The 25,825-nt window shown below is 63.6% G+C and carries 25 protein-coding genes and 1 pseudogene; 16 read left to right on the top strand and 10 right to left on the bottom strand.

From position 1 onward, the window contains the following. Positions 1–177: 177 nt before the first annotated feature. From ACQR1W_RS15855 to ACQR1W_RS15820, 8 genes and pseudogenes are all read left to right on the top strand, one after another. On the top strand, positions 178–2,073 hold the full coding sequence (locus ACQR1W_RS15855) for a PQQ-dependent dehydrogenase, methanol/ethanol family (RefSeq protein WP_434851630.1): 1,896 nt from the start codon (positions 178–180) through the stop codon (positions 2,071–2,073). Next, positions 2,057–2,909, top strand: a pseudogene (locus ACQR1W_RS15850) (substrate-binding domain-containing protein). Before ACQR1W_RS15855 ends, ACQR1W_RS15850 begins: the two are co-directional and overlap by 17 nt. A gap of 1 nt (position 2,910) precedes the next feature. Continuing rightward, the gene (locus tag ACQR1W_RS15845) at positions 2,911–3,537 is read left to right on the top strand and encodes a c-type cytochrome (RefSeq protein WP_434851629.1); all 627 of its coding nucleotides are present in this window, start codon (positions 2,911–2,913) and stop codon (positions 3,535–3,537) included. A 162-nt stretch (positions 3,538–3,699) separates the two neighbouring features. Further along, on the top strand, positions 3,700–4,647 hold the full coding sequence (gene coxB / locus ACQR1W_RS15840) for a cytochrome c oxidase subunit II (protein ID WP_434851628.1): 948 nt from the start codon (positions 3,700–3,702) through the stop codon (positions 4,645–4,647). An 8-nt stretch (positions 4,648–4,655) separates the two neighbouring features. After that, the gene (locus tag ACQR1W_RS15835; protein ID WP_434851627.1) at positions 4,656–6,593 is read left to right on the top strand and encodes a cytochrome c oxidase subunit I; all 1,938 of its coding nucleotides are present in this window, start codon (positions 4,656–4,658) and stop codon (positions 6,591–6,593) included. Then, positions 6,593–7,204: a cytochrome c oxidase subunit 3 gene (locus ACQR1W_RS15830; protein ID WP_434851626.1), complete on the top strand. Its 612-nt coding sequence runs from the start codon at positions 6,593–6,595 to the stop codon at positions 7,202–7,204. The genes ACQR1W_RS15835 and ACQR1W_RS15830 overlap by 1 nt, the downstream gene beginning before the upstream one ends. Further along, a complete protein-coding gene (locus tag ACQR1W_RS15825; RefSeq protein ID WP_434851625.1) occupies positions 7,197–7,637 on the top strand; it encodes a hypothetical protein in 441 nt (146 codons plus the stop codon). Before ACQR1W_RS15830 ends, ACQR1W_RS15825 begins: the two co-directional genes overlap by 8 nt. Then, on the top strand, positions 7,628–8,608 hold the full coding sequence (locus ACQR1W_RS15820; protein ID WP_434851624.1) for a cytochrome c oxidase assembly protein: 981 nt from the start codon (positions 7,628–7,630) through the stop codon (positions 8,606–8,608). The genes ACQR1W_RS15825 and ACQR1W_RS15820 overlap by 10 nt, the downstream gene beginning before the upstream one ends. Before the next feature lie 4 nt (positions 8,609–8,612). Here ACQR1W_RS15820 and ACQR1W_RS15815 read toward each other — a convergent pair whose 3' ends face one another. Then, positions 8,613–9,428 (bottom strand): SDR family NAD(P)-dependent oxidoreductase, encoded by an 816-nt coding sequence (locus tag ACQR1W_RS15815; protein WP_434851623.1) that lies wholly within the window; start codon positions 9,426–9,428, stop codon positions 8,613–8,615. Positions 9,429–9,535: 107 nt separating this feature from the next. Here ACQR1W_RS15815 and ACQR1W_RS15810 point away from each other — a divergent pair, with 107 nt between their 5' ends. From ACQR1W_RS15810 to ACQR1W_RS15775, 8 genes are read left to right on the top strand one after another with little or no spacing between them, the layout of a single operon-like run. Next, complete coding sequence (locus ACQR1W_RS15810; RefSeq protein WP_434851622.1) at positions 9,536–10,666, top strand: DUF305 domain-containing protein; 1,131 nt, start codon at positions 9,536–9,538, stop codon at positions 10,664–10,666. Positions 10,667–10,715: 49 nt separating this feature from the next. Then, entirely contained in the window at positions 10,716–11,276 is a 561-nt protein-coding gene (locus ACQR1W_RS15805; protein WP_434851621.1) for a c-type cytochrome, read from the top strand. A 38-nt stretch (positions 11,277–11,314) separates the two neighbouring features. Then, positions 11,315–12,283 carry a cytochrome c oxidase subunit II gene (gene coxB / locus ACQR1W_RS15800; protein WP_434851855.1) on the top strand — a complete coding sequence of 323 codons (969 nt, stop codon included), beginning with the start codon at positions 11,315–11,317 and terminating at the stop codon, positions 12,281–12,283. Further along, a complete protein-coding gene (ctaD, locus tag ACQR1W_RS15795) occupies positions 12,280–14,193 on the top strand; it encodes a cytochrome c oxidase subunit I (RefSeq protein WP_434851620.1) in 1,914 nt (637 codons plus the stop codon). The genes coxB (ACQR1W_RS15800) and ctaD overlap by 4 nt, the downstream gene beginning before the upstream one ends. Beyond that, the gene (locus ACQR1W_RS15790; protein ID WP_434851619.1) at positions 14,190–14,792 is read left to right on the top strand and encodes a cytochrome c oxidase subunit 3; all 603 of its coding nucleotides are present in this window, start codon (positions 14,190–14,192) and stop codon (positions 14,790–14,792) included. Before ctaD ends, ACQR1W_RS15790 begins: the two co-directional genes overlap by 4 nt. Beyond that, complete coding sequence (locus ACQR1W_RS15785; RefSeq protein WP_434851618.1) at positions 14,789–15,124, top strand: hypothetical protein; 336 nt, start codon at positions 14,789–14,791, stop codon at positions 15,122–15,124. The genes ACQR1W_RS15790 and ACQR1W_RS15785 overlap by 4 nt, the downstream gene beginning before the upstream one ends. Next, positions 15,112–16,005, top strand: coding sequence for a cytochrome c oxidase assembly protein (locus ACQR1W_RS15780; protein ID WP_434851617.1), 894 nt, complete (start codon positions 15,112–15,114; stop codon positions 16,003–16,005). The genes ACQR1W_RS15785 and ACQR1W_RS15780 overlap by 13 nt, the downstream gene beginning before the upstream one ends. Further along, positions 15,995–16,396 (top strand): c-type cytochrome, encoded by a 402-nt coding sequence (locus ACQR1W_RS15775; RefSeq protein WP_434851616.1) that lies wholly within the window; start codon positions 15,995–15,997, stop codon positions 16,394–16,396. The genes ACQR1W_RS15780 and ACQR1W_RS15775 overlap by 11 nt, the downstream gene beginning before the upstream one ends. 6 nt (positions 16,397–16,402) lie before the next feature. Here ACQR1W_RS15775 and ACQR1W_RS15770 read toward each other — a convergent pair whose 3' ends face one another. The 9 genes from ACQR1W_RS15770 to ACQR1W_RS15730 form a co-directional block, all read right to left on the bottom strand. Further along, on the bottom strand, positions 16,403–17,335 hold the full coding sequence (locus ACQR1W_RS15770; RefSeq protein ID WP_434851615.1) for a c-type cytochrome: 933 nt from the start codon (positions 17,333–17,335) through the stop codon (positions 16,403–16,405). Between the two features lie 79 nt (positions 17,336–17,414). Beyond that, entirely contained in the window at positions 17,415–18,212 is a 798-nt protein-coding gene (locus ACQR1W_RS15765) for a Crp/Fnr family transcriptional regulator (protein WP_434851614.1), read from the bottom strand. A 155-nt stretch (positions 18,213–18,367) separates the two neighbouring features. Continuing rightward, positions 18,368–18,748: a sensory rhodopsin transducer gene (locus ACQR1W_RS15760; RefSeq protein ID WP_434851613.1), complete on the bottom strand. Its 381-nt coding sequence runs from the start codon at positions 18,746–18,748 to the stop codon at positions 18,368–18,370. A 27-nt stretch (positions 18,749–18,775) separates the two neighbouring features. Further along, positions 18,776–20,479: a GMC family oxidoreductase gene (locus tag ACQR1W_RS15755; protein WP_434851612.1), complete on the bottom strand. Its 1,704-nt coding sequence runs from the start codon at positions 20,477–20,479 to the stop codon at positions 18,776–18,778. Further along, positions 20,469–21,137, bottom strand: a complete 669-nt coding sequence (locus ACQR1W_RS15750; RefSeq protein WP_434851611.1) for a gluconate 2-dehydrogenase subunit 3 family protein — start codon at positions 21,135–21,137, stop codon at positions 20,469–20,471. Before ACQR1W_RS15750 ends, ACQR1W_RS15755 begins: the two co-directional genes overlap by 11 nt. Continuing rightward, a complete protein-coding gene (locus ACQR1W_RS15745) occupies positions 21,130–22,101 on the bottom strand; it encodes a hypothetical protein (protein WP_434851610.1) in 972 nt (323 codons plus the stop codon). The genes ACQR1W_RS15750 and ACQR1W_RS15745 overlap by 8 nt, the downstream gene beginning before the upstream one ends. A gap of 8 nt (positions 22,102–22,109) precedes the next feature. After that, a complete protein-coding gene (locus tag ACQR1W_RS15740; protein ID WP_434851609.1) occupies positions 22,110–23,207 on the bottom strand; it encodes an enolase C-terminal domain-like protein in 1,098 nt (365 codons plus the stop codon). After that, entirely contained in the window at positions 23,207–24,982 is a 1,776-nt protein-coding gene (locus tag ACQR1W_RS15735) for a thiamine pyrophosphate-requiring protein (protein WP_434851608.1), read from the bottom strand. The genes ACQR1W_RS15740 and ACQR1W_RS15735 overlap by 1 nt, the downstream gene beginning before the upstream one ends. Positions 24,983–25,341: 359 nt before the next feature. After that, positions 25,342–25,764, bottom strand: coding sequence for a hypothetical protein (locus tag ACQR1W_RS15730; RefSeq protein WP_434851607.1), 423 nt, complete (start codon positions 25,762–25,764; stop codon positions 25,342–25,344). Positions 25,765–25,825: the final 61 nt, after the last annotated feature.

Below are 25,825 nucleotides of genomic sequence, written 5' to 3'. Positions count from 1 at the left end.
TCCCATGTGATCTCGTCCCATGTGTGATCTCGCGCGCGTCAGCAACCGTACGGTCCCGGACAGATGGCGCTCCCAGGCTATTAGGAACCAACCTCCGCACCGACGTTTGTACGTCGCAGGTCGCCGGGCCTAAGTCACTTCACGCCCGCGTGCCAATTGTCGCGGAACGATTCATCTATGTTAGCACTGGCGCGTCGCACGTCCCTGGCCATCAGTCTCGTCGCGATCGCCGGTACGATCTCGCCGCTTCATCCATGTGATGCACAGCAATCGCCTGCAGCCGGTACCAGTGATCTGGCCGAGCGCATGAAGGACCCTGCGCAATGGCCGATGCCGGCGCACGATTACGCCAACACCCGATACAGCGATCTCGATCAGATCAACATCTCCAACGCCTCACAGTTGCAGCTCGCCTGGACGTTTTCGGTCGGAGCCGATCGCGGCCAGGAAGCGGCACCAATCATCGTCGACGGCACCATGTATGTCGTAGGGCCCTATGCCGGGCCCTATCCGAACCGCGTGTTCGCGCTCGATGCCACCAGCGGCGAGTTGAAATGGTCCTATGCGCCGAAGCCGGAGCCGGCGGCAGCGGGGGTGGCCTGTTGTGACGTCGTCAACCGCGGGCTCGCCTTCGACAACGGCAAGGTCTTCCTCAACACCCTCGACGACCACACCGTCGCCATCGATGCCAAGACTGGCAAGGAGCTGTGGCACACGAAGCTCGGCGAGATCAACAAGGGCGAGACCATCACCATGGCGCCGGTGGTCGCCAAGGGAAAGGTTCTGGTCGGCAACAGCGGCGGCGAGCTCGGTGTTCGCGGCTGGGTGATTGCGCTCGACGAGAGCACCGGAGCGATCGCCTGGCGCGCCTATGCCACCGGCCCCGACAAGGATGTCCTGATCGGCGACGATTTCAAACCGTTCTATGACAGTCTCAAAGGCAAGGATCTCGGCGTGAAGACCTGGCCCGCCGATCGCTGGCAGGTCGGCGGCGGCACGATGTGGGGTTGGATTTCCTACGATCCTGCGCTGAACATGATCTATTACGGCACGGCCAATCCGAGCCCGTGGAACGCCAATCAGCGCAGCGGCGACAATCTCTGGAGCACCACGATCTTCGCCCGCGACATCGACACGGGCCGTGCCAAATGGGCCTACCAGGTCAACCCGCACGATCTGTTCGACCATGACGAGATCAATGAGAACGTGCTGGTCGATCTCGACATCAACGGCGCGCCGCGCAAGGTTCTGATCCATCCCGGCCGCAACGGCTACATGTATGTGATCGATCGCACCAGCGGCGAAGTGCTCTCGGCCGATGCTTATGAGTTCGTCAACGCCTCCAAGGGCGTCGATCTCAAGACGGGCAAGATCATCCCGAATGAGGACAAGACTCCGGTTCTTGGCAAGACGATCGAGAACATCTGCCCGAGCGCCCCGGGCGCCAAGGACTGGCAGCCGACGGCGTGGTCACCGCGCACGAAACTGCTATACGTGCCGCATCAGCATCTTTGCATGGACTTCAAGGCATCGGAGGTCGGCTACATCGCAGGCACGCCGTTCGTCGGCGCCGATGTCGACATGTATGCCGGCCCCGGCGGCTATCGCGGCGAGTTCATGGCCTGGGATCCGATCGCCCGCAAAAAGGCCTGGGAAATCCACGAGAAGCTTCCGGTGTGGTCCGGTGCGCTGGTGACCGCCGGCGACGTCGCGTTCTACGGCACGATGGATCGCGTGTTCAAGGCGGTGAACGCGAAAACAGGCGAGGTGCTCTGGCAATTCCGCGCCGGCTCCGGCTTCATCGGCCAGCCGGTCTCTTATCGCGGCACCGACGGACAGCAATATATCGCGATCCTCTCCGGCGTCGGCGGCTGGCCCGGCGTGGTCGCCAACGCCGAAGTCGATCCGCGGGTGCGCAACGGTGCACTCGGTTTCACCGGCGCCACCCAGGATCTGCCGTTCTATACCGCCGGTGGCAGCGAGCTTCTGGTGTTCAGGCTTGCGCCCGGCACTGATGGCGCCAACCCGCAAGGTACGACTAAGCAAGGCACGACCAATGCGCCTTCGCACTGAATCATGGGCCTTCTTGCTCGCACTCGCGGCGGCGCTTGCGACCGTCGTCCCAGTCCCTGTGCGTGCGCAAACGGCCCCCGACGAGCTTCGTGTGTGCGCCGATCCGAACAACCTGCCGTTTTCCAATCAGGCGAGCCAAGGCTTCGAAAACAAGCTCGCCGAGATGATCGCGCAGCGCATCGGCAAGACCGTCAGCTACACTTGGTTTGCGCAGCGGCGCGGCTTCATCCGGCACACGCTCAAAGCCGGACTTTGCGACGTCGTGATGGGCGTGCCTGCACACTATGACCTGGTTGAGACCACCCAGCCCTATTACCGCTCGACCTATGTCCTCGTCAGCCGCGCCGACCGGCACCTCGATCTCAGCGGGCTCGATGATCCGAGATTGCGCTCGCTCACGATCGGCGTGCATTTGATCGGCGACGACGGCAACAATCCGCCACCAGCGCATGCGCTGGGGCAAGAAGGAATTATCGATAATGTCAGGGGCTTCCCGATCTATGGGGACTACCGCGAGCCCAATCCGCCGGCGCGCTTGATCGAAGCGGTTACCGATGGCGATATCGATGTCGCCGCAGCCTGGGGACCGCTGGCCGGCTATTTCGCCAAGCAGTCCGCCGTTCCGCTGACGATCACGCCGATCGATGATGCCGGCCGCTTTTGCGCCGCAACGGTTCCAGTTCGCGATCGCGATGGGCGTGCGCAAAGGCGACGACACGTTACGCGATCAGCTGCAGGCATTCATCGACGGAAATCGCCTCGAGATTGCAGCACTGCTGCGTGAATTTGGCGTTCCGCTCGTCGACGAGGCGCAGGCCGCATCCGGGGGACGCTAAGATGGATGCAAGCGGTCGAACTGCGCTGATTGTCCTCACACTCGCTGCGGTCGGCGGCGCCGCGCTGGCGCAGCAACAGCCACCGTCGGAGGGAGCGCAGGTGCCATCTGTACAGCCACAACCCGACGTGGGTGCGACGATCGGCGGTGGCGAGCCGGGACGATTCATGCAGGTGCCGGTCAGCCATCTCTCCCCGAACGGGGTCCGCAATGTGCCCGATATCAAGAACCCGGCGCAAGGCGATCCGAAGTCGGCCGAGCGCGGCATGCGCTATTTCATCCAGTTCAACTGCGTCGGTTGTCATGCACCGGCCGGCGGCGGCGGCATGGGTCCCGCGCTCAGCAACAGCTTCTTCATCTACGGGTCGCAGCCCGCCAACATCTATCTGTCGATCTATCAGGGCCGTCCGAACGGCATGCCAGCTTGGGGCGCCGCCCTGCCCGACACGGTGATCTGGGATCTCGTCACCTACATCGGCAAGATCAGCAACGAGCCCACCACCGACTGGGGACGCACTTTCTCGGCGTCACCGTTGTCGCCGGCCGTCGAACAAATCCCTGCGGAAAAGGCCGCCACACCTGATCCATGGGCGGCAACCACGACCTTCAAGCAAGGCCAAAAACCATAGCAAATGCGCAAGCCATCGGAGTGCGCGGTGTCGAGTGGAGAACAAATACAGCCGACCCAGAGGACGGCCCAAGGTCGCGACATCGCGGCTAGGCGGTCGATCCTCGCGCTTGCGCTGCCTTGCCTCCTGCTGCCGACCAAGGCCGCTTCGGCCGAAACGCCCTTGGACTATCTGATTACCCACGGCGCCCGCGCCGACTCCATCGCGCACCTGGCCTGGTTTTCGACCGCGGTCTCCGTGCTGGTGATCCTCATCGTGACAGCCCTGCTGCTGGTCGGCATATTTCGTCGCCGCGACCTCCCGCCGCCGGCGCTTCCCGGAATGGCTGCGATCGCCCGACCGCAAGGCGGCATATCGTGGATCTATGTCGGCGTCGGCATCACGACCGTCGTGCTGCTGATCACCACCTTCTGGACCTTCGCCACCCTCGCCAGGACCGGACCGCAACCTGGCCCCGCGGCCGTGCGGCTCCTGATCACCGGTCACCAATGGTGGTGGGAAGTGCGCTATCTCGCCGACACGCCTTCCGATGAATTCACCACCGCGAATGAAATCCATATCCCTGTCGGCAAGGTGGTCGAGGTCAAGCTGCGCGGCGACGACGTCATTCATTCGTTCTGGGTGCCGAAGCTCGCCGGCAAGACGGACATGATCCCCGGGCAGGAAAACCAGACCTGGCTGCAGGCCGATCGGGAGGGCGTCTACCGCGGCCAATGCGGCGAGTACTGCGGACAGCAGCACGCGCACATGGCCTTCGAGGTGGTGGCGTCCTCGACGGACGAATTCGAGCAGTGGCGCCAGCAACAGCTTCAATCGGCGCCAGCAACGTCCGGTGCCGCCCTCCAGCAGGGCGAGACGCTGTTCGACAGTCGCTGCGGCATCTGCCACCGGGTCCGCGGGACCATCGCCGGCGGCATTGTCGGGCCTGATCTCACCCACATCATGAGCCGGCGCGCGATCGGTGCAGCGACCTTGCCGAACAATCGCGGCAATCTCGCCGCCTGGATTGCCGATCCTCAGCACACCAAGCCTGGCAACCTGATGCCGCGCCTCGATCTCTCCGGGCCGCAATTGACGCTGATCCGGCAATATGTCGAGACGCTAAAGTAGGAGCAGGCATGACCGCGACGGAATATGATCGCGTTCCCCGGGTCGCTGTACGCGACTATGCGTCGCCGCTCGCCGAGAAGCTCAACGCATTATGGGAAACAAAGCCGGGCGTGATCGGCTGGCTGTCCTCCGTCGATCACAAGGAGATCGGGCTCCGTTACATCGTCACATCCTTCATCTTCCTGATCGTGGGTGGAATCGAGGCGTTGATCTTTCGGCTCCAGATCACGCAACCAAACGAGACGTTGCTGACGCCCGAGCAGTACAACGAGCTGTTCACGATGCACGGCGCGACCATGATCCTGTGGTACGCCTTCCCGATCCTGACCGGCTTCAGCGTGTTCCTGCAGCCGCTGGTCATCGGCACCCGAGACATGGCGATGCCGCGGCTGAACGCCTTTACGTACTGGCTGTTTCTCTTTTCCGGCATCTATCTCTACGTGGGGTTCGCGATCGGGGAAGCGCCGAACGCTGGCTGGTTCAACTACGTGCCTTACGCCTCGCGTCCGTTCAATCCGGGTCTCAACATCGATTTCTATGCGCTGTCGAACATTCTCTTGGGAATTTCGACCACGCTTGGATCGCTGAATTTCGTTGTCACCCTCCTGCACATGCGCGCACCGGGCATGTCGATCAACCGGCTGCCGATTCTGAGCTGGGGCACGCTGACGATCTCGGTCGGCAACCTGTTCGCGATGCCGAGCGTCACGCTGGCGTTTTTCCTGTTGTGGATGGACCGTCAGTTCGCAACGCATTTCTATCGACCCCCGACCGGGCAGCCGCTGCTATGGCAGCACCTGTTCTGGATGTGGGGGCATCCCTGGGTCTACGTGATCGTGCTGCCGGCGATCAGTATGGTGTCGGAAGCGTTGCCGATTTTATGTCGCCGTCCTCTGGTCGGCTACACTGCGGTGGCGCTGGCGACCGTGCTGACCATGGTACTCGGCTTCGGCGTCTGGCTGCACCACATGTTCGCGACGGGACTGCCCGGACTGGCGCTGTCGTTCTTCAGCGCAGTGTCGATCCTTATCGTTATTCCAAGCGCGGTCTCGGCCTTCGCCTGGCTCGGCACGATCTGGACCGGACGCCCCGTCTTCAACACCGCCTTCCTGTTCTTCGCCGGCTTCATCGTCGTTTTCGTGATCGGCGGCGTCTCCGGCTTCATGACCGGCTCGGTCCCGGTCGATTGGCAGCTGACCGATACCTATTTCGTCGTGGCCCATATCCATTACGTGCTGATCGGCTGGAACCTGTTTCCGGTGATGGGCGCGAGCTATTTTTGGTTTCCAAAAATGTTCGGCAAGCTGCTCGACGAGCGGCTCGGCCGCTGGAATTTCTGGTTCATGTTCATCGGCTTCAATGTCGGCTTCTTCCCGATGCACATCAGCGGCCTGCTGGGCATGCCGCGCCGCATCTATACCTTCCCCGAGGGCATGGGGCTCGACACCATCAATCTGATCACGACGATCGGCAGCTATGTTTTTGCGGTCGGCTTCCTGCTCTTCATGATCAATGTCGTGCTCAGCCTCAGGCATGGCCAGGAGTCCGGGCCTAATCCCTGGGACGCGGCGACGCTCGAATGGACCACGCCGTCGCCGCCCCCGCCCTACAACTACGTCGTCCTGCCGACGCTGGCGACTCGCACCCCGCTGTGGGAAACGCGGCTCAATGAATCGCCGTACCATTCCGATCTCGGCAAGGGCTTTCCACTCGATCTCGGCAAGGAGACGCTGGCAACGACAACGCTGGATGCCCAGCCGGAAGCGATCCTGAGAATGCCGGAGGATTCGCTGATGCCGCTGTTGCAGGCGCTAGCACTCACCATCCTGTTCGCCGGCCTGATCGCCAAGCTGTGGTGGCTGGTGATCGCTTCCCTCGTTGTCGGCCTCATCTTTCAGCTGATCTGGCTGTGGCCGCGGGCCAAGCTTGCCGAACGGAGGCCCTGATGACGATCGTCGCCACATCCCGTGATGATCTGCCGATCGGCAGCGTCACCTCCTGCACCGTCGGCTGGTGGGGCATGATCGCGGGCATCATCACTGAAGCGTCGCTGTTTGCTTACCTCCTGTTCGCCTACTTCTATGTAGCCGTGCAGCCCCGCGGGGAGATGTGGCCGGCGGAAATGCCGACGTTCAAGCTCGCGGCGCCCAATACGGTCATCCTGCTGGTCTCAAGCGTCGCCGTGTGGTTCGGCGAGCGCGGCGGGCGCGAGGGCGCGCGCTGGAAGCAGGCCGCCGGCATGGGCATCGGTTTCATCCTCGGCGTGATCTTCGTCACCATCCAGGTGTTCGAGTGGAAGGCGAAATCGTTCAGCCTCAATTCAGGTCCTTACGGCTCGATCTTCTTCGTCGTGACCGGCTTCCACATGGGCCATGTCGTGCTCGGCCTGATCATGCTGCTGCCGCTCACGCTCTGGTCGGCGCTCGGCTATTTCGGTCCCGGCCGCGACGCGCCGATCTCGATCGGCGCCATCTACTGGCACTTCGTCGATGCGGTCTGGCTGGTCGTGTTCTTCAGCCTCTACATCACGCCATATCTGGGGCTGCGCCATGGCTGAGGAAGCCTCACTCCGGCACGCCGGACATCCCGCCCCGCACCGCGACCGCGTCAGCATGGGCTGGCTGCTCGCCGCTCTGTTCGCGCCACCGATCGGCTGGGCGCTGCACCTGATCACGAACTACGCGCTGGCAAGCCGCAGCTGCTATCCCGGCGACGTGCCACAATCGCCGACATGGCCGGAAGGACTTTGGGCGCTGCTGACCGCGATCGACGTCCTCAGCCTTGCAATATCGCTGGCCGCAATCGTGTTCGCCTACCGCGCCTGGCAGGCCAGTATCCGGGAAATGGCCCAACATGAATCGCCCATGGTCGAAACCGGCGAAGACCGCACGCGCTTCCTGGCGATCTGGGCGCTGCTGATTGGCAGCCTGTTCTTTCTGACCGTCGCATCCGACAGCGCGGCGCTCTGGATATTAAAGACATGCAGCTGAACCTGCGCGCAGGTCTGCCGCTGGTCGCGATGGCGCTGCCGATACCAGCCATGGCGCATAGTTCAGGCGCTGCGCCAGGCTTTCCGGAACGGCTGGCGGCGGCCGGCTGGAGCCTGGATGGGTCGACGATCATTCCGATCGCGCTGGCCACCGGCTGGTACGCTCTCGGCATTGTCAGCGCAATGCGCGAGAACAAAACCGAGCTGCTCTCACCTGCGCGCACCATCGCATTTGCCGGCGGCATCGTGATCCTGTTGCTGGCACTGAATTCGCCCATCGACGAGATCAGCGAGGACCTGTTCTCGGTGCACATGATCCAACATCTCCTGCTGATGCTGGCGGCACCACCGCTGCTGGTCTGGAGCAACTGCCCAGCCATTTTCCTGCGTGCGTTCCCGCGCCTGGCGCGGAAGCGTATCGTGCGGCTGTGGATCACGCTCGGCTTCGGCCGCGCCTACCATATGCTGATGCATCCGCTCCTGGTCTGGGTCCTGTTCACAGGCGCATTCGTGTTCTGGCACGCGCCCGGACCGTACCAATGGGCGCTTGATGACAATGCCGTACACATCGTCGAGCACCTGAGCTTCTTCGTGACATCGCTGATGTTCTGGTCGATCGTGCTGCCGCCCCATCAGCACGCGCGACGCCTGGCGCACGGGCCGACCCTGCTGCTGATCGTGTCAACCGCGGTGCTGAGCGGCTTGCCAGGCGCATTGATGATCTTCGCGCCACGCCCGCTCTATCCAGCTCATGCCGCTGGCGTGATGAAATGGGGCCTGACTCTGATGGAGGATCAGCAGCTCGCAGGCCTCATCATGTGGATTCCCGCCGGTGGCGCCTATTTACTTGCCGCCGCGCTGGTGTTCTTGGGTTGGCTGAAGGAAGCGGAGTTTCGTGTCCTGCGAGCGGCCGAGCTGCAGCAGCGCGCAAGCGACGCGGCCAGCGCGTCGCCGCATTCGCTGCCTCGATGATCCGCTAATGCTTCGCCGTTCCGGGCTCGGCCTGGCTGCGATGCTGCTTGGCGAGTGCAGCGGCCGGCGTCACATTCGCAATCGACGACTGGACCTTGTTCTTCAAGCCGGTCACCACGTCGCCCTCGCCCGCCATCATCGCATCAAAGCCCTGCCGCGCCACGTTGCCGGCATCGTCCTTTTTCTCGGTGCCGATCTTGGTGTCCATCATGTCGGCGCGGCGGAAGAACTCGGTTTCGGTGGCGCCGGGCATCAGGCAGGTGACGGTGATCTTGGTGTCACTCAGTTCTTCACGGATCGCGAAGGAGAATGAGTTGAGGAATGCTTTGGTGCCGTTGTAGATCGCCTGGAACGAACCGGGCGTAAAGCCCGCAATCGAGCCCGTGATGAGGATGCGGCCTGCATTGCGGCGGCGCATGTCGTTGCCGAACTTGTGGATCAGCTCCACTGTGCCCGTGACATTGGTATCGATGACCCGACGGATCTCGCCGAGATCCTGGTCGAGGAACGCGCGTCCAAGGCCGCGGCCTGCATTTGCGAGCAGGGCGTCGACCGGCCGCCCCTGCGTGGCGGCATAGAGCTTCTCGACACCTTCGGAGGTCGCGAGGTCGGCCTGGATCGCCACGACGCTTGCTCCGTTTGCGCGCAACGATGCTGCCGCTTGCTCGATCTCCGGCTCGTCGGCAACGATCAGGAGGTCGAAACCGTCTTCGGCGCAACAGCGCGCCAGTTCCAGACCGATACCGGTCGACGCACCGGTGACGATTGCGAATTGACCTTGTGATGCCACGACATTCTCCTTGTGACTGTTAGCAAACATCGGTGCAATCGCCGCCGCTCGCGATCGTTCCTGACGGCTGCGCATCGGAACGTTTTGATGCATGTCGGCTTGGAGCTCTGGTTCCGAACTGATCCGTTGTCATCGACATGCCGTCAGCACAATCGAACTGGATCGCGGCCGCCAAGCTCGGGTTGGTCAGCAGCACCTTCTCCACGCTGGTCAGCCAGCTCGCTGCGGCGCGAATCGGGCGCGATGCCGCGGTCGATTGGATGACGGTGGCCGCCATTCCGTTGTGCGACGGCGTCATCACGGCAGAGCCGAGCTGGGGTGCGATCGCAGGCGGGATCGCTTTCCATCAATGGGCCGACTTCTCCTGGGCGCTGGTGTTCTTCGGCCTGTTCGGCCGCTGGACTGCAGAGCTTCGGCCACTCACGATCTTCGCGGTCGCGATGCCATGGGCCATTTTCACCTCGGCAACCGAATGGTTGCTGTTGGTGCCTTTGTTTCCGTTCTTTCAGCCGATCTTCACTCTGCAGCAGCCTTATTGGATCGGCTTGCTCGTCCACGCCTCGTCCGCCGCGATGTATCCGCTGTTCGCATGGTTGCGGTTCCCGCTCGGCGCCGCACCGCGATCGCCTGAGGTTCGCTTCGCCAAGGCCTGGGCTCTCGGTGGTCTCGCCGTGGTCGCGATGCTCGGTGCGGTGGCTGGCCTCGACGCAGCGGGGCGCGAGTTCCCGTGGTTTGGAACGGATCGCGTGGCGGACCAGGACTACATCCGCCATATGACGACGCATCACCGCCAGGGCATCGTGCTGGCGCAGCTCGGCATTGAACGCGCACGCGATCCCTCTCTGCAATCGCTTGCGCGCCTGATGGTCGCGAGCCAAGCGGGCGAGAACCGCATCTTCGACAATTGGTGGCAAAGCTGGTTCGGCACGCTGATGCCGGACTGCAGCGCGCAGGAACGGGCGGACATGCCGGGCTATCTGACGCAAGCGCAGATGCAGGAGGCGCACACCACCGCGCCTGAGCAGTTCGATGCCGTCTTCATCCGACTGATGAGCCTTCATCACCAGGGCGCGGTGCTGATGGCCGATCAGGAATGGCACAGCCACGGTGACCTCAGGCTGCGCATCATGGCGCATGCGATCCGCCACGAACAGCAAGGCGAGATCGCACTGATGCACGGGGTCAGCGGCGTCGAGGCGGTCCGCGCCGCGATCAGCAACATGGTCTCCGACAATGTGAACGGAATGGATCAACCTGGAACCCGGTAGGAACCCATGGGCTGTTCAAAGATTGTACGTTCCGTTTCAGGATCGCACCATGCGAATGGTCGTGCTGTTGATCTGCATCGTGACGTTGGGAGGATGTGAGCGGGAGAAGCGCGAGCTGAGGCTCGATCCTCCGGTCGCGGCTGCGTTGGACAGGATCGCGCTGATGCAGAACCGCATCGCCGGTGCGCCGCCGCAGGTTTACTTCGCGCTCGACAGATCTTTCGAGACAAACGCCTACAATCTCAGCGAGGGCAAGCGGCTTTACACCTGGTTCGGCTGCAAAGGTTGCCATGGCGACGGCCAAGGCGGCATCGGTCCATCTTTCCTTGACGGCTGGTGGTACTACGGCCCGGAGATGGTCTCGATCTTCGCTTCGATCCGAGATGGTCGCCCGCATGGCATGCCGGCATTCAAGAACAAGATGACGACCGACGAGATCTGGCAGCTTGCCGGCTATGTTCAGACCATCGGCGCCTACTCGGCCAAGACCGCGGCGCCCTCCCGGAACGACGACAAGCAGGTGCGCCCGTCCGAAAATCGCGCGCCGGCTGCGATCCTGTTCGACCAGGGTCCTACCCCCGTTCATCCCGATCAAGGGCCGACGCCGTGATCCGGCGCGTTCCGCGGCTCCTGCCTCTGCTCACGGCGATGTCGCTCGCCGGCTGCGAGAACTGGCAGTCTGCCTTGCAGGCGCATGGGGCGTCTGCGATCAGCCTGAAGCATCTGATCATCTTCATCGTCGCGGTGTGCTCGATCGCCTGGGCGCTGGTGATGGTGGCCATGATCTACGCATTGTCGCGCCGGCGTGCCGCTTGGCGAGCACCGATGGAGCTCATTCCCGAGCGCGAGCGCCGCATGGGCCGCATCGTCAGCGCCTGCGTCGGGCTGACCGTGGTGATCATCTCCATCTTCACGCTCGCGAGCTTCTCCACTACTCGCGCGCTCAGTGTCGCCGGCAACGACGATCTCACCATCCGCATCAGCGGCATGCAATGGTGGTGGGGCGTGCAATATCTCGGGCCCGATCCGAAGCAGGCGTTCGATACCGCGAACGAGATCCACATCCCGGCCGGACGCAACGTGCACCTGGTTCTGGAAGGCGATGACGTGATCCATTCCTTCTGGGTGCCGAGCCTCGCCGGCAAACAGGATCTCATTCCCGGACGGATCAACGAGATCACGATCCGCGCCGAGCGCCCCGGGATCTATCGCGGTCAATGTGCGGAGTTCTGCGGCATGCAGCATGCGCACATGTCCTTCTTCGTCATCGCCGATGAGCCGCAGGAATTCGAACGGTGGGCCGCCGCGCAGCGCGCGCCTGCGGCACAGGCGTCCGACGAGGAAATCGCCGCCGGCCGCGATGCGTTCATGTCGAAACCGTGCGCCGCCTGCCATAGCATCCGCGGGACAAAGGCAACAGGCACGAGCGGCCCAGATTTGACCCATGTCGGCAGTCGCAAGACCATCGGCGCCGGCCTGTTCGAGACCACGCGCGGCTCGCTCGCGGCCTGGATCGCCGATCCGCAGACGTTGAAGCCGGGCAACAACATGCCGCTGGTGCCGCTCACATCAGACGAGCTGCGCGCGATATCGGCCTATCTGGCGAGCCTGAAATGACCGAGACAATAGCGCGCGCGGAAACACTGGACACGGAGCTCGATGGCAAGAAGCTCGCCTCCGCGCTGGCGCAGACCTGGAAGACGGAACGCGGGCTGTGGGGCGCGCTGACGACGGTCGACCACAAGATCATCGGCCGCCGCTACATCGTCTCGGCGTTCGTCTTCCTCTTGCTCGGCGGCGTGCTGGCGCTGCTGATGCGGCTGCAACTCGCGCAGCCGGAAGCGCGCGTGCTGGGGCCTGATCGCTTCAACCAGGTGTTCACGATGCACGGCGCGAACATGATGTTCCTGTTCGCGGTGCCGGTGATGGAGGCGATGGGCGTTTATCTGGTGCCGCTGATGGTCGGCACCCGCAACATCGCCTTCCCGCGGCTCAACGCATTCTCCTACTGGATCTTCCTCGCCGGCGGCCTGCTGCTGTGGATCTCCTTCGCACTCGACATGGGCCCCGATGTCGGCTGGTTTGCCTATGTACCGCTGTCAGGCCCGCAATATGCGCCGGGCAAGCGCGCCGACATCTGGGCGCAGATGATCACCTTCACCGAGCTCGCCGCACTGGCGGTCGCGGTCGAAATCGTCGTCACCGTGTTCAAGCAGCGCGCACCCGGCATGTCGCTCGACCGCATCCCGCTGTTCGTGTGGTCGATGCTGGTCACCTCCTTCGTCGTCATCATGGCGATGCCCGCGATCATGGTGGCGAGCACGAGCCTGATCCTGGATCGTCTGGTCGGCACCCATTTCTTCAATCCGGCGGAAGGCGGCGACGTGCTGCTGTGGCAGCATCTGTTCTGGTTCTTCGGCCACCCCGAAGTCTACATCATCTTCCTGCCGGCGGTCGGCATGGTGTCGACCCTGATCGCGACATTCGCCCGACGTCCGGTGTTCGGTTATCTCGCCCTCGTCATGGCGTTGATTGCGACCGGCATCCTCGCCTTCGGCCTGTGGGTCCACCACATGTTCGTGACCGGCCTGCCGCGACTTGGCGAGAGCTTCTTCACCGCCTCCAGTATGGCGATCGCGATTCCGGCCGGCATCCAGATCTTCTGCTGGATCGCCACGCTCTGGGACGGCAGGCCGGTGTTCAAGACGCCGCTGTTGTTCGTCATCGGCTTCATCGTCACCTTCGTGATCGGCGGGCTGACGGGGGTCATGGTGGCCTCTGTGCCGTTCGACACTCAGGTTCATGACACTTATTTCGTTGTCGCTCACTTCCATTACGTGCTGATCGGCGGCGCGGTGTTCCCGCTGCTCGGCGCCGTCTATTACTGGTTTCCGAAATTCACCGGCCGCATGATGAGCGAGCACCGCGGCAGGTGGGCGTTCTGGCTGATCTTCATCGGCTTCCACCTCACCTTCTTCCCCATGCACATCCTCGGCCTCGAAGGAATGCCGCGGCGCATCTACACTTACCAGCCGGATTTGCCCTGGCATGGGCTCAACCTGTTCGTCAGCGCGAGCGCGCTGATCCTTGCCGCCGGCTTCCTGATCTTCTTCATCGACGCCATCATCAGCGCACGATCCGGCAATCCGGCCGGCGACAATCCTTGGGACGCGCCGACCTTGGAATGGGCGACGAGCTCGCCTCCGCCCGCCTATAATTTCGCGCATATCCCGGTCGTCGGTAGCGCCAACCCCCTATGGGATCAGCCGGGATCGCTCAATGTCGCGAGCGGCCTCCATAGCGACCGGCGCGAGATCGTGATCACTACCATCACCATCGCGGAGCCGCAGGCACGCGAGTCCTCGCCGCAGAACTCGATTTGGCCGTTGCTCACGGCGATCGCCACCAGCATCATGCTGATCTGGTCGATCTTCTCGCCATGGGCCGTCGTGTGGGGCTCGATCCCGGTCGCGATCACCCTGATCGGCTGGTTCTGGCCGAGCGGCACGCCGGAGGACGAGGCATGAGGGAGCGCGTCGTTCTCGATCTCTCCAAGCTGCCACTCCACGGGCTTGGCAGCGCCAGCGTCACCTGGTGGGGCACGCTCGGCTTCATGCTGATCGAAGGCACGGGATTCGCCATCGTCATCGCCGTCTATCTCTATTTGATGAGCCTGGCGCCGATCTGGCCGCTCAACGCGCCGCCGCCGGACCTGCTGCCGGGAACGCTGCTGACGGTGATCCTGCTCATCAGCGTGATTCCAAATGTGCTGATCTCGCGCTGGGCCAGGCAGCAGGATTTGCCCAAGGTGCAGATCGGCATGATCATCATGTCGGTGCTCGGCATCGTGCCGCTAATCGTCCGCGCCTTCGAGTTCCCCGCGCTCAACGTCCAATGGGATACCAATGCCTATGGCTCGATCGTCTGGACCCTGCTCGGGCTGCACACCACGCATATCCTGACCGATCTGATCGACACGCTGGTGTTGGCGGCGCTGATGTTCAGCCGGCACGCCGACAATCCGCGTCGCTTCGGCGATGTCGAGGACAATGCGATGTATTGGAACTTTGTCGTCGCCACCTGGCTTCCCATCTATGGCTGCATCTATTGGCTGGCACGGCTATGAGACTACCAAGCACATCGGCCAAATTGATGGCGTGGGCCGGCATGGTGATCGGCGGGGTGATCTGGGCTGCAAATACCCAGCTCGGCGATATCCTCTCGACGCGTGACTGCATCGCGGCGACGCGGCCCTCGGCCGTCATCTCCTTCGCCGGCATGCTCATCGTGCTTGGCTCTGCTGCGATCTCCTGGCGCCTCGACAGCCGCCCGTCGATCGGCGACGATCGAAGCTTGCCGTTTGCCTCGCGCTTGAGCGCGCTCTCCGCGCTCGTGTTTGCCTTTGCGGTCGCGTTGCAAGGCGCCGCATCGCTGGTGCTGAGCGGATGCGAACGCTGATTGCCATAGCGCTCTTTGCCGCCGCCTGGAGCGGCACAGCGCTCGCGCATGGCGCTGCGAAGGACGAACTTAGCGCATCGTGGACGTTCGATCCCTGGATCCTCACACCGCTGCTTTCAATCGCGGGATTCTACGCTGCGGGAAGCCTGGTTCTATCCAGGCGGCGCAAGCGTCGTCGTGCAAGCTGGCGCGCGCTCGCCTTCTGGTCGGGGTGGGTGAGCCTCGCGATTGCGCTGGTCTCGCCCCTGCATTGGCTGGGCGAGCATCTCTTCACCTTTCACATGATCGAGCATGAGATCTTGATGGCGGTCTCGGCGCCGCTGATCGTCGTGGCCCGGCCTGTCGGCGTGATGCTGTGGGCGCTCCCACGCCGCACGCGGCGGCAGGCCGGCGCGCTGCTGCGCAGTCCGCCGGTGCGTGCCACCTGGAGCGCGCTTGCCAGCGGTGGCACGGCCACCCTGCTCCACGGCATCGCGATCTGGGTCTGGCATGCGCCGATCCTGTTCGATGCTGCCGTCGAGAACGTCACGCTGCACCGGCTGCAGCATGTGAGCTTCTTTGCGACTGCCGTGCTGTTCTGGTGGGCCGTGCTCTGGCGCAGCCCGACCGGGCAAACCGCCTGGCACGTCATTGTCACCATGTTTCACACCAGCGTGCTGGGCGCGTTGATGGCGCTCGCGCCGCGCGTGCTCTATGGCGTGCAGACCGCGACGGCAGCAGACTGGGGCCTTACACCGCTCGAGGACCAGCAGCTCGCCGGGATCATCATGTGGGTGCCGGCCGGCACGATCTACGCCGGCGCGGCACTGACGCTACTGGCCCTGTGGATCCGACGCTCCAGCGAGAAAGCGAGGCAAGTCGATGCCCTCAATGCTGTCTAGACCGATGTGGCTCGGCGCCGTCGTCGTGGTGGCCTGCGTGGCGACTGCCGTCGGCAGCACCATGGCCTGGTCGTCCCGCCAGAAGACCGAGCAGATCGCGCGCGCAATGACCGGAGGCAATCCGACGCACGCGCCTGAGATCATGCGCCGTTACGGCTGCGGCGGCTGCCACACCATTCCAGGTCTGGCCGGCGCCGACGGCGAAGTGGGGCCGCCGCTCACCGGCCTCGTCCGCCGCGTCTATATCGGCGGCGTAGCCAACAACTCGCCTGACAATCTCGTGCAGTGGATGGTATCGCCGCAGACATTCTCGCCACGCACCGCGATGCCGGCAACCGGCATCACCGAGGCCGAGGCACGCGACGTCGCCGCCTATCTCTATTCACAATAAGCAGACTCACGGCTTCTCGGTCGGCCGGGCCGGTAACGACTTGATGTAGGTCGCAATCGCCTCCCGGTCCTCTGGTGGCAGCTTCGAAGTGTTGCTGACGACGTCGGCCATCGACGATCCGACCCGGATATGATCGGGCGTGTTGCCTGAGATCAGCACTTCAGCGATGTCGGCTCGCGACCAGTTGCCAATGTGCTCCGGCGTGATGTTCGGATAAAAGCCGGTGCCGACCGGATCCACTCCCCCGGCAAAGCGGGTCTTGTTCTTGATGCCGCCGAACAGATCGCGCGTGGAGTGGCATTCGGCGCAATGACCTGCCGCCTCCACCAGATAACGCCCGCGATTCCACTGCTCATCGCGCGCCGGATCGGGCTTGATCTCTCCCGGCCTGAAATAAAGCAGCTTCCAGAACCCGACGAAGCGTCGGACCCGGTAGAGCAGATGCAGATCATGCGGTGGGGCCCGGCCAGCGACAGGCGGCAGGGTCCGCAGGTACGCCCTCAGATCGGCGACGTCTTCGACAGTGAGATGCGCAAAGCTCGGATAGGGAAACACCGGATAATAGTGGCTGCCGGCCGGCGAGACGCCGCTCAACAAGGCATTGGCGAGATCTTTGACGGTCCAGGCGCCGATGCCGTCCTTGGGATCACTCGAAATGTTCGGGGCACGGAACGTTCCAAAGGCCGATTCGAGCGCGAGCCCGCCGCCGAGCCGGAGCCGATCCGGCTGCCCGGGCGAGGCGTGGCAGGACGAGCAGTCGCCTGCTAGAAACACCTGCTCACCGCGTTTGGCATCGCCGGCCTGATCGAACAGGGACGTCGCGTCGGACGAGAAGGCGGGCCTCGGAGCTGCAGTCCACCAGGCGATCGCGGCGGCCACGATGACGGCCACACAACCCGCGCCGACCAGCCAGACCAGCCGATATCTCCAGCTTCGCATGTGGCCCGTACTCTCCTGACGCTCCCGAGCCAAACGCACTTTGGAGCCAGCTGTTCCAGAGAGGAACTAGCACGCTCGCCTAACGGGTCTCACCCGCATGCTTTGAAGAAAAACCTCCGATCTGCCGATCATATTCGCGCTGGATCAAACCGAAGCAGGAACACGCGGCCTTCTCCAGCATGGCCTGGTCCGTAATCCTGATCGCCGCCCGCGCGTTGACGATGCCGCCTTCCCGCTCGAACGCATCGAGGCCTTCGCTGACGCTGGCGCGGCGAACACCAAGCAGCTGGGCGAGAACGGCATGCGTTAGCGGCAATTCGGGCGAGTCCAACGCGCGTTCGGCCAGAAGCAGCCAGCGGGCCAACCGCTGCTTCACCGAATGCAACGAGTTGCACGCGCCAGCCTGCGAGGTCTGCAACAGGACGACGTTGATGTAGCGCAGCAGCACCTCACGAAGTGCCGGGAGATTTTCCATGATTGCGGTGAAAGCGGCGGTCCGTATTCGCAGTGCCGTCCCGCCCACTTGCACCACGCGACGATGCGGTGGGCTGGTGTCGTCCGGGGCCAGCAGGTATGGCGCACCGACCATCCCCTCGGCGCCGATCAGCCAGGCTTCGATGAAGCGCCCGTCATCGACCTTGGCCGAAACCGAAACCAGACCGCTTTCGACGAAATAGACGTAATCCATCGGCAACCGCCAATGATGCAGCACCTGACGTGGCTTGAGTTCGACCCTCTCTGCGGCCTGCAGGACCACGGCAAGCTCTCGCGCGGGCACGAGTTGCAGCAATCTGTTGCGCACGGCGGCAGTGGCTACACCCGGCACGACCAGCTGGCCGTGGCGCGGATGCACGGTTGCCGACTGAGCTTTCGTCATCTCAAGCACGCTCCCCACGATCACCACTCTGACGCATCTGCGGTCGCAAGCGCAGATCGGGGCGACGCTGAAGTCCCCTAAAATTAAGCTTTGGCTTCAGATTCGGTTCCTTCTGTCGCATCGCCGCGAGGGCCGGACAGCGCGAGACCAACGACTCAGGACTGAGCGACCGGGTATGCGACGGTCGACAGCAAGGCCATGGCGGGCTGGCGCGAGTCCAGCCTCGTATGCTGAACCACCACCGGGGCGCTCGCCTCGATCAGAGAGGCGTAACTGGTGTCGCGTGGCACTGGCGCCGGATCGGTCAGGTCGTTGAAGCGCATGTGAACGGTCCGCCGGCTCGGAACTGTCAGCCGATAAGGGCCGATCGGTTCGCGGTCGCGAAAGAACAGCGTGATCTTGATCTCGGCGTCCCGGTCGCCCGCGTTCAGGAAGCAGGCCGCCTCATGCGAGACAAGGTCATGCGCCTGGCTGACGCTGCCACTTGGAATGTACCCCTCCGGGATCGCCCACACTGTGCATCCGACCGCTTGCATCTCACGCCTCCACTGCCTGCCCTCTCATCATGGTGTTGCATCCGTGGTCGCCGATATCAGCGCGGAGCTTCTGCGGGCCGAACGATTGAGCTCGCCTCGGCGCGCCAACACACGAATCCGATCCGCGGTGCGGCAGGCGATGGCCTGGATCGTCAGCGACGGATTGACTCCACCGACGGTCGGGAACACCGATCCGTCGCAGATCCACAGGTTCGGAATGTCCCAGCTGCGGCAGTCCGCGTTGACGACGCTGGTTCCGGGATCGTCTCCCATCCTGGCGGTGCCGTTGAGATGACAGGTGTCATCCTCCTGGATCCAGAGATCCTTTGCACCGGCGGCCTGCAGCGCCCGGCTCATGAATTTGAGCGAATGATCGATCAGCCGCTTGTCATTGTCGCACCAGGAATAGGTGACGCGCGGGACGCGCAGGCCATATTGGTCCACCTCGTCCGCCAGCGTGACGCTGTTCGTCTCCAGCGGCAGCATCTCGCCGACGATCTTCAGGCCGACGACGTGGTTGTAGTTCTTCATCTCCTCGACCAACTGCCCGCCCCACAATCCGTGCGCGCTGGCCTGGGTGTTGGCCCAGAGTTGCGGCAGAGGGCCTTGGCTCATATAGGCGTAGCCGCCGAAGAAGTCCTTGCCCCTGTCGGCGTAGTTCCAGTGCTCGGTGATCGCGAGCGAAGGCGGGCCCTTGTAGGAACGGATCTCGTCGTCCATAACGCCCCAGACTGCCTGGTTGGACTGCGTCATCAGGTTCTTGCCGACCAGGCCTGAGCTGTTGGCTAGGCCGTCGCGATACCGGTCGGTCGCCGAATTCAACAACAGCCGCGGCGTCTCGATGGCGTAGCCTGCAACCACCACATTGCGCGCGCGCTGGAAATGCCAGCCGTTGTTGCGATGGTAGTGAACGCCTGAGACGAGACCGTTGTCATCGACCTCGATGCGCCCGACCATGGCGAGATCGCGGATTTCCGCGCCCGCTGCGAGCGCGCGCGGAATCCACGTCACCAAAGCGCTCTGCTTGGCATTGGTCGAACAGCCCGTGACGCAGAAGCCGCGATAGACGCAAGGATGCGCAAGCCCGCGCGGAGCTGAAATCGTGGCGAGCGGCGTTTCGGTCCAGTTGATGCCGAGCGCCTCGCAGCCTTTCGCAAGCGCGCGCGCGGCGGCATTGAGCGGATGCGCGCGATACGGATAGCGCGGCCGCGGCGGTCCCCACGGATAGGTCACGGGACCCGAGATCTTGAGCGCCTGCTCGACCTCGGTGTAGTAGTCCCACATCTCGCGCCAATCGAGCGGCCAGTCGGCGCCATAGCCGAGCACAGTGCGTGACTTGAACCATTCTGGCCGGAAGCGCAGCGACACCATGGCGAAATGGACCGTCGAACCGCCCACCGCCTTGCCGCTGTTGTTGCTGCCAAGCTGCAACGGATTGGCGCCGTCCACGATGCGATCATCGGTCCAGTACAGCTTCGTCTGCTCGGCTTCGTCAGACGCGAAATCCTCAAGTGGGCGGAAGTACGGACCGGCATCGAAGGCGACGACGGTGAAACCGTATTCGGCGAGCTTGCAGGCCAGCGTGCCGCCGCCGGCACCGGTGCCGACGATCACGAAGTCGACCGGCTCGTCATTCCGGTATTCTCGCATTGGCACCCAGCCGCCGAGGCGGAACACGTCGGGGGCCCGGCCTTGCCGCGCGCGCGGCATATGCAGCGGATCATCGGACATGGCGATTGGTCCTGGCGGCCTTAGCCTCGTACCCCGGCCTGGCTTCAGCCGCTTCCCACGGGTCACGCTCATTGTAGTCGAGCCGCACATAGCCGCGCGGGCTTGCCGGGCCGCCCCATCCGATTTCGTTCCAGGCGATGGGATGCGAGTAGTAGGAGAGCACGATGTCATGCAGCAGACGACGCTTGAAGAAGTCGCCGCAACGCATGCTGCCCCATTCCGGCGCGTTGAGCTGTCCAGCTTCCGCACGATGCAGCAGTTCGTCCTGCTGCGCGTCAGACAGTCCGGCGAAGCGTTCACTGAAGGCGAGGCGTGCTTCGGCGTCGAGCGCGTGCAAGCCACGCCGCCACGCCTCGCGCTCGCGCGGCATTCCGGCAACGCGATAGCCGTCGGACACGCCCTCGTGCAGCTTGCGATCGATGAGCGCTGCCACCGGAATCTGGGGCCGCGAGGCCGGCTGCGGCACGATCCGCACCGCGACCGCAGTCAAGGTTTCGAACTCGTCCGCAGCGAAGAAAAGCGGTTGCGAATCGATTGAGAGACGCCGCGCGATGACCTCACGCGTCTTGTCGTTCCACGACGGCCCATTTCGCTTGGCGAGCACGTCGTAGTCTGGATACCGATCCTGAGTGGTGGGATTGCGCGACCGGTCATGCATCTCGATGCTCCCTCATCAGACCGAGCGCAGCAAGCCCTGCCAAGGCAAGCCCGGTGAAGCTCGGCGGGGCCGGCAATGGCGGCCCGTTCAACACGTTCTGGGTCCAATTGCGCCAGCCGCCCATGTTGCGGGAGACGCCATAGGCATGGAAGCCAACGCCGATGAGCCCCATTGCCGTCAGCAGCCACATCCAAGCGCGGGTGAACGGATGTGCTCGGCCTTGGCCGCGCGCAGCCGCATCGAACAGCAGCGCGGCGCCGATCGGAGGCAGCGTCACCGGAACGGCCATGAACGGATTGTGGAATGCGCCACGGAAATGCAAGAGCCCGGCCTCGCCGCTCGTGCCGAGCAGCCCTACCCCGGTCACCGCCGCAATGGTGCGCGCGGCCGGCAGGCCGAACACCTCCGGTCGTCGTGACCGAGCGGTTTCCCGCACGCGTTCCGAGCAAAAGCCGAGCAGCCCCGACAGCAGGATCGCCATTGGCGCGCCGAGCGGCGCGCCATAGAACAGGTTCTGCCAGCTGAAGCCGCCAACCTTCTTGGTGACATTGTAGAAATGGAAGCCGGTCCCCGCTAGGCCCGTTGCCGCAGCAAGCACATAACAGCTGTCGCGCAGCCTGTGCGCAAGCGGCTGCATATCCGATGTGCCGTGCAGGCTCGTCGCCAAGGTCAGGGCCGAGACGACGAGCGGCGTGTACATCGCCCGGTTCTTGAATGAGCCTCGGTAATGTTCGACGCTGCTGTCGGCGAGCACCGAAGCGGCCAGCATTCCCGCAGCGCCATTCAGCCGGCGCGCGGCCCGCACTGCGGTTCGCGGCTGCGGACCGGACTTTGGCAGCGTCCGCATCCTTTGTGAGTGAATTCGCGAATTGCCGGCCTTTGGGGCCAGGACCGCAGCTGCGGCCAGCACCGACAGCGCAATACCGGCCCCGGCAAGCACATCACGCTCGACTGCTCTGCTCATATCGTTACTCACACCGCGTACCGCGCCGCATCGGCATGTTTGAACGTCAACCCATGGCCCGGGCGGGACAGGTCAGGACTGATCACCCCGTGCTTCGGCTCAGGGGCACCGTCGAACAGCATATGCTCGATGCGCACGTGGTCGTGAAACCATTCGAGATGCCGCAAACGTGGCGCCGCGCACGCCGCATGCAGATGCAGTGACGGCGCGCAATGGCCGGACATATCGATATGGAAGGCGTCGCACAGCGCCGCAATCTGCCGGAAGCCTGTGACACCGCCGCAGCGTGTGACGTCCGCCTGCTGAACGTCCACGGCTCCTGCGTCGAGCATCGTCCGGACGTAATCGGCCGTATAGGCATATTCTCCGGCTGCCACCTCCATGCCGTCAGGAGCGCGCCCGCGAACACGTCGCAAGCCTGCGAGATCGTCGGATGAGACCGGCTCTTCGAACCAGCTCACTCGGAGTTCAGCAAACACCTCCGCGAGCTGAAGCGCCAGCTTGACCGTGCAAGCGCCGTTCGCATCGACGAACAGCTGAGCCCGATCGCCGATCGCACGCCTTGCGACCTCGGCGCGATGCGGATCACGGTCCGGCTGGGAGCCGACCTTCATCTTGACATACCGACAGCCCTGCTCCGCCACCCAGCCAGCGAGTTGCTGGCGCAGTTGTTCGTCCGAATAGCTGGTGAAGCCGCCGCTGCCATAGATCGGCACCTCGGTGCGATAGCTCCCCAGCAGCGAGACCAGGGGCAGATCCAACAGCCGCGCCTTGAGATCGTAAAGCGCGGTGTCGACCGCCGAAATTGCCGTCGCGGCCAGACCCTCCCGTCCGATGTTGCGCACCGCCTGCTGCATCGTCAGCCACGCTGCCTCCGGAGCGAACGCATCGCGACCTTCGACCAATGGCCCGAGCTTCTCTTCGATCAGCCCGGCGATGCAGCGATGCGAATAGGTATAGCCGGTGCCGACCTTGCCGCCGCCGGCGATCTCGACCAGCATCAGCGTGGTCGAATTCCACCGCATGGTGCCGTCAGCCTCGGGCGCATCGGTTGGAATTTCGAAGGCCCGGGCGCGCACTCTCCCGATTGGAACAGCCGTCGGCATCAGTCTTTCCCGGGCAGAACGCTGGTCACCAGTTCCTTGGCGCTGTTCTTCAGCACGCTAGTCAGCTCAGGCTCGGACGGAATCATGCTGATGAAATTCTTGGCCTCTTTGAGCGTGATATGCGGCGGCAATGGCGGCACATTCGGGTCTGTATAGGCCTCCAGAATCACCGGACGATCTGCGGCGAGCGCCTCGTCCCACGCCGCGCCGACGCGATCGGGATTATCGACAAAGATGCCCTTCAAGCCGAGCAGCTCGGCGTAACGGTGGTAAGGAAAATCCGGGATGCTTTGCGTCGACAGCGTCTTGCCCGAGCCCAGCTGGATGCGCTCTTCCCAGGTGACCTGGTTGAGATCGCGGTTGTTGAGAACGAGCACGATCAGACGGGGATTGGACCACTCCTTCCAGTATTTGGCGATCGTGATCATCACGTTGAGGCCATTCATCTGCATGGCGCCGTCGCCCATGCAGGCAATCACGGTCCGCTCCGGATAGGCCATCTTGCCGGCCAACGCATAAGGCGTGCCGGCGCCGAGCGATGCCAGGCCGCCGGAGAGCGAGGCCTTCATGCCGCGCCGCATCTTCAGATCGCGCGCATACCAGTTGGCGACCGATCCGGAGTCGGCGGTGAGGATCGCGTTGTCGGGCAGACGCGGCGACAGCTCCCAGAACACTCGCTGCGGGTTGAGCGGCTCGGCCGAATCCATCGCGCGGCGTTCGAGCGTCTTCCACCAGTCTCGCACGCCTTCCTCGATCTCCTGGCGCCAGCTCCGGTCCTGTTTCTGCTCGAGCAGCGGGAGCAGCGCGCGCAATGTCGTCGCACTGTCGCCCACGAGGTTGACCTCCATCGGATAGCGCAGGCTAAGCCTGCTACTGTCGATATCGATCTGGACGCCGCGCGCGGAGCCCGGCTTCGGCAGAAATTCGCTATAGGGAAAAGCCGACCCGACCATCAGGAAGGTGTCGCAGTTCTTCATCAGGTCCCAACTCGGCTTGGTGCCGAGCAAACCGATCGAGCCGGTCACGAAGGGGAGATCGTCCGGCACCGCGGCCTTGCCGAGCAGCGCCTTGGCCACGCCGGCCTGCAGCCGCTCTGCAACAGCGATGACCTCATCGGTTGCCTCCAGCGTCCCCGCGCCAACCAGCATGGCGACCTTGCGGCCGCTGTTGAGAACGTCCGCCGCTGCGCGCAGCTGCGCCTGATCGGGAAGCTGCGCGGGCCCGGCATAGCCGACGCCGGTGTGGGTCGCACCATGCGCCAGCGGCGGATCCTCGTAGTCGAGCTCCTGGACATCCTTGGGCAGGATGACGCAGGTGACCACACGCTTGCTATGCGCGATGCGGACCGCGCGATCGATCAAATGCCGGACCTGCTCCGGCACGCTCGCCTGTTCGACATATTCGGCGACGTCCTTGAAAAGGGTCTTGAGGTCGACTTCCTGCTGGTAGCTGGCGCCGATCGATGTTCTGGCGGCCTGGCCGACCAGCGCGACCACCGGCACATGATCCATTTTGGCGTCATAGAGCCCGTTGAGCAGATGGATCGCGCCGGGCCCGGATGTCGCGTAGCACAATCCGACCTGGCCGGTGAACTTGGCATGTGCCGAGGCCATGAAGGCCGCCATCTCCTCGTGCCGTACCTGGACATAGGTCATGGTGTCCTTGGCCTTCTCGAGGGCGACGTCCAGTCCGCCCACACCGTCGCCCGGATATCCGTAGACGCGGTTCAATCCCCATTCGGACAATCGGTGCCAAACGAATTCGCTGACGTTCATAGGCGTGATCCTCGATAGCCGCATCGCTGCTCTCTCGAGCCAACGTGCGACCGCGCCAATTGTTGCGCCCTTAATGTTTGTTTAGATTGACGTGGCGAACTAACAGCATCGCGAAGATGATTGCTGCCGCGGCGTAATTCCGCGACAGGAGATAGCCGCATCTTCCGAACCGGCGCGCCAATGCGCCAACTCAGCTCATCACTCAAAGCTGCTGGAACACCGTTCATCCGAACGGCGATGAGATGAAAAGGCTCATCGGCGCCGATCGCACCGATAAGCAGGCATGCTCAGTCACGGGCTCGCGCAAGGAAACGGCGGCCAAGCACAAACGTCCGTCCGTTTCGGCCGGAACCGTCGGTTCATTTCGACGGAGTTTGCGCCGCCGAGCTGCTGCCCGTCGTGGCGTGAGACGCGTTTCCCGCGTTCGAGCCCGTCGTCTGGGTCGCCTCGAACATCGACATCCCATGTGGCCCGATGGTCATGAGGATCGGATTGCCATCCTTCGTCTTGGCTTGAACTACGAACGATTCGGCGACCACCTTGACGTCGGTGAAGCCGGCATTCTTCAGATCCTGTTGAATCTGTTGCGCCGCCGCAAGCTTCTGCGCCGACTGCCCCGATTGCTGCGCTGAGCTCTGCGCGCCGGTCGTGGCTTGCCCCGTACCTTGGGGTGTGGTTTGCCCCATACCCTGGGTGGTGGCTTGGCCCGTACCCTGGGCGAATGTCGGGGCGGAGACCGCAAAGGCCGCGATAGCGCAGGCGGTCACAAGCACGTTTCTCATCTGAAAGTCCTTTCGTCTTGGGAGACTACAGACCTATAGCGAGGAAGCCCGCTGCAACGTT

Origin of the sequence: Bradyrhizobium sp. HKCCYLS1011 (assembly GCF_051167795.1) — a bacterium.
In the GTDB taxonomy this organism is placed as follows: domain Bacteria; phylum Pseudomonadota; class Alphaproteobacteria; order Rhizobiales; family Xanthobacteraceae; genus Bradyrhizobium.
Note: the sequence above shows the minus strand (reverse complement) of the source record. Positions and strands in the feature narration are given on the sequence as shown.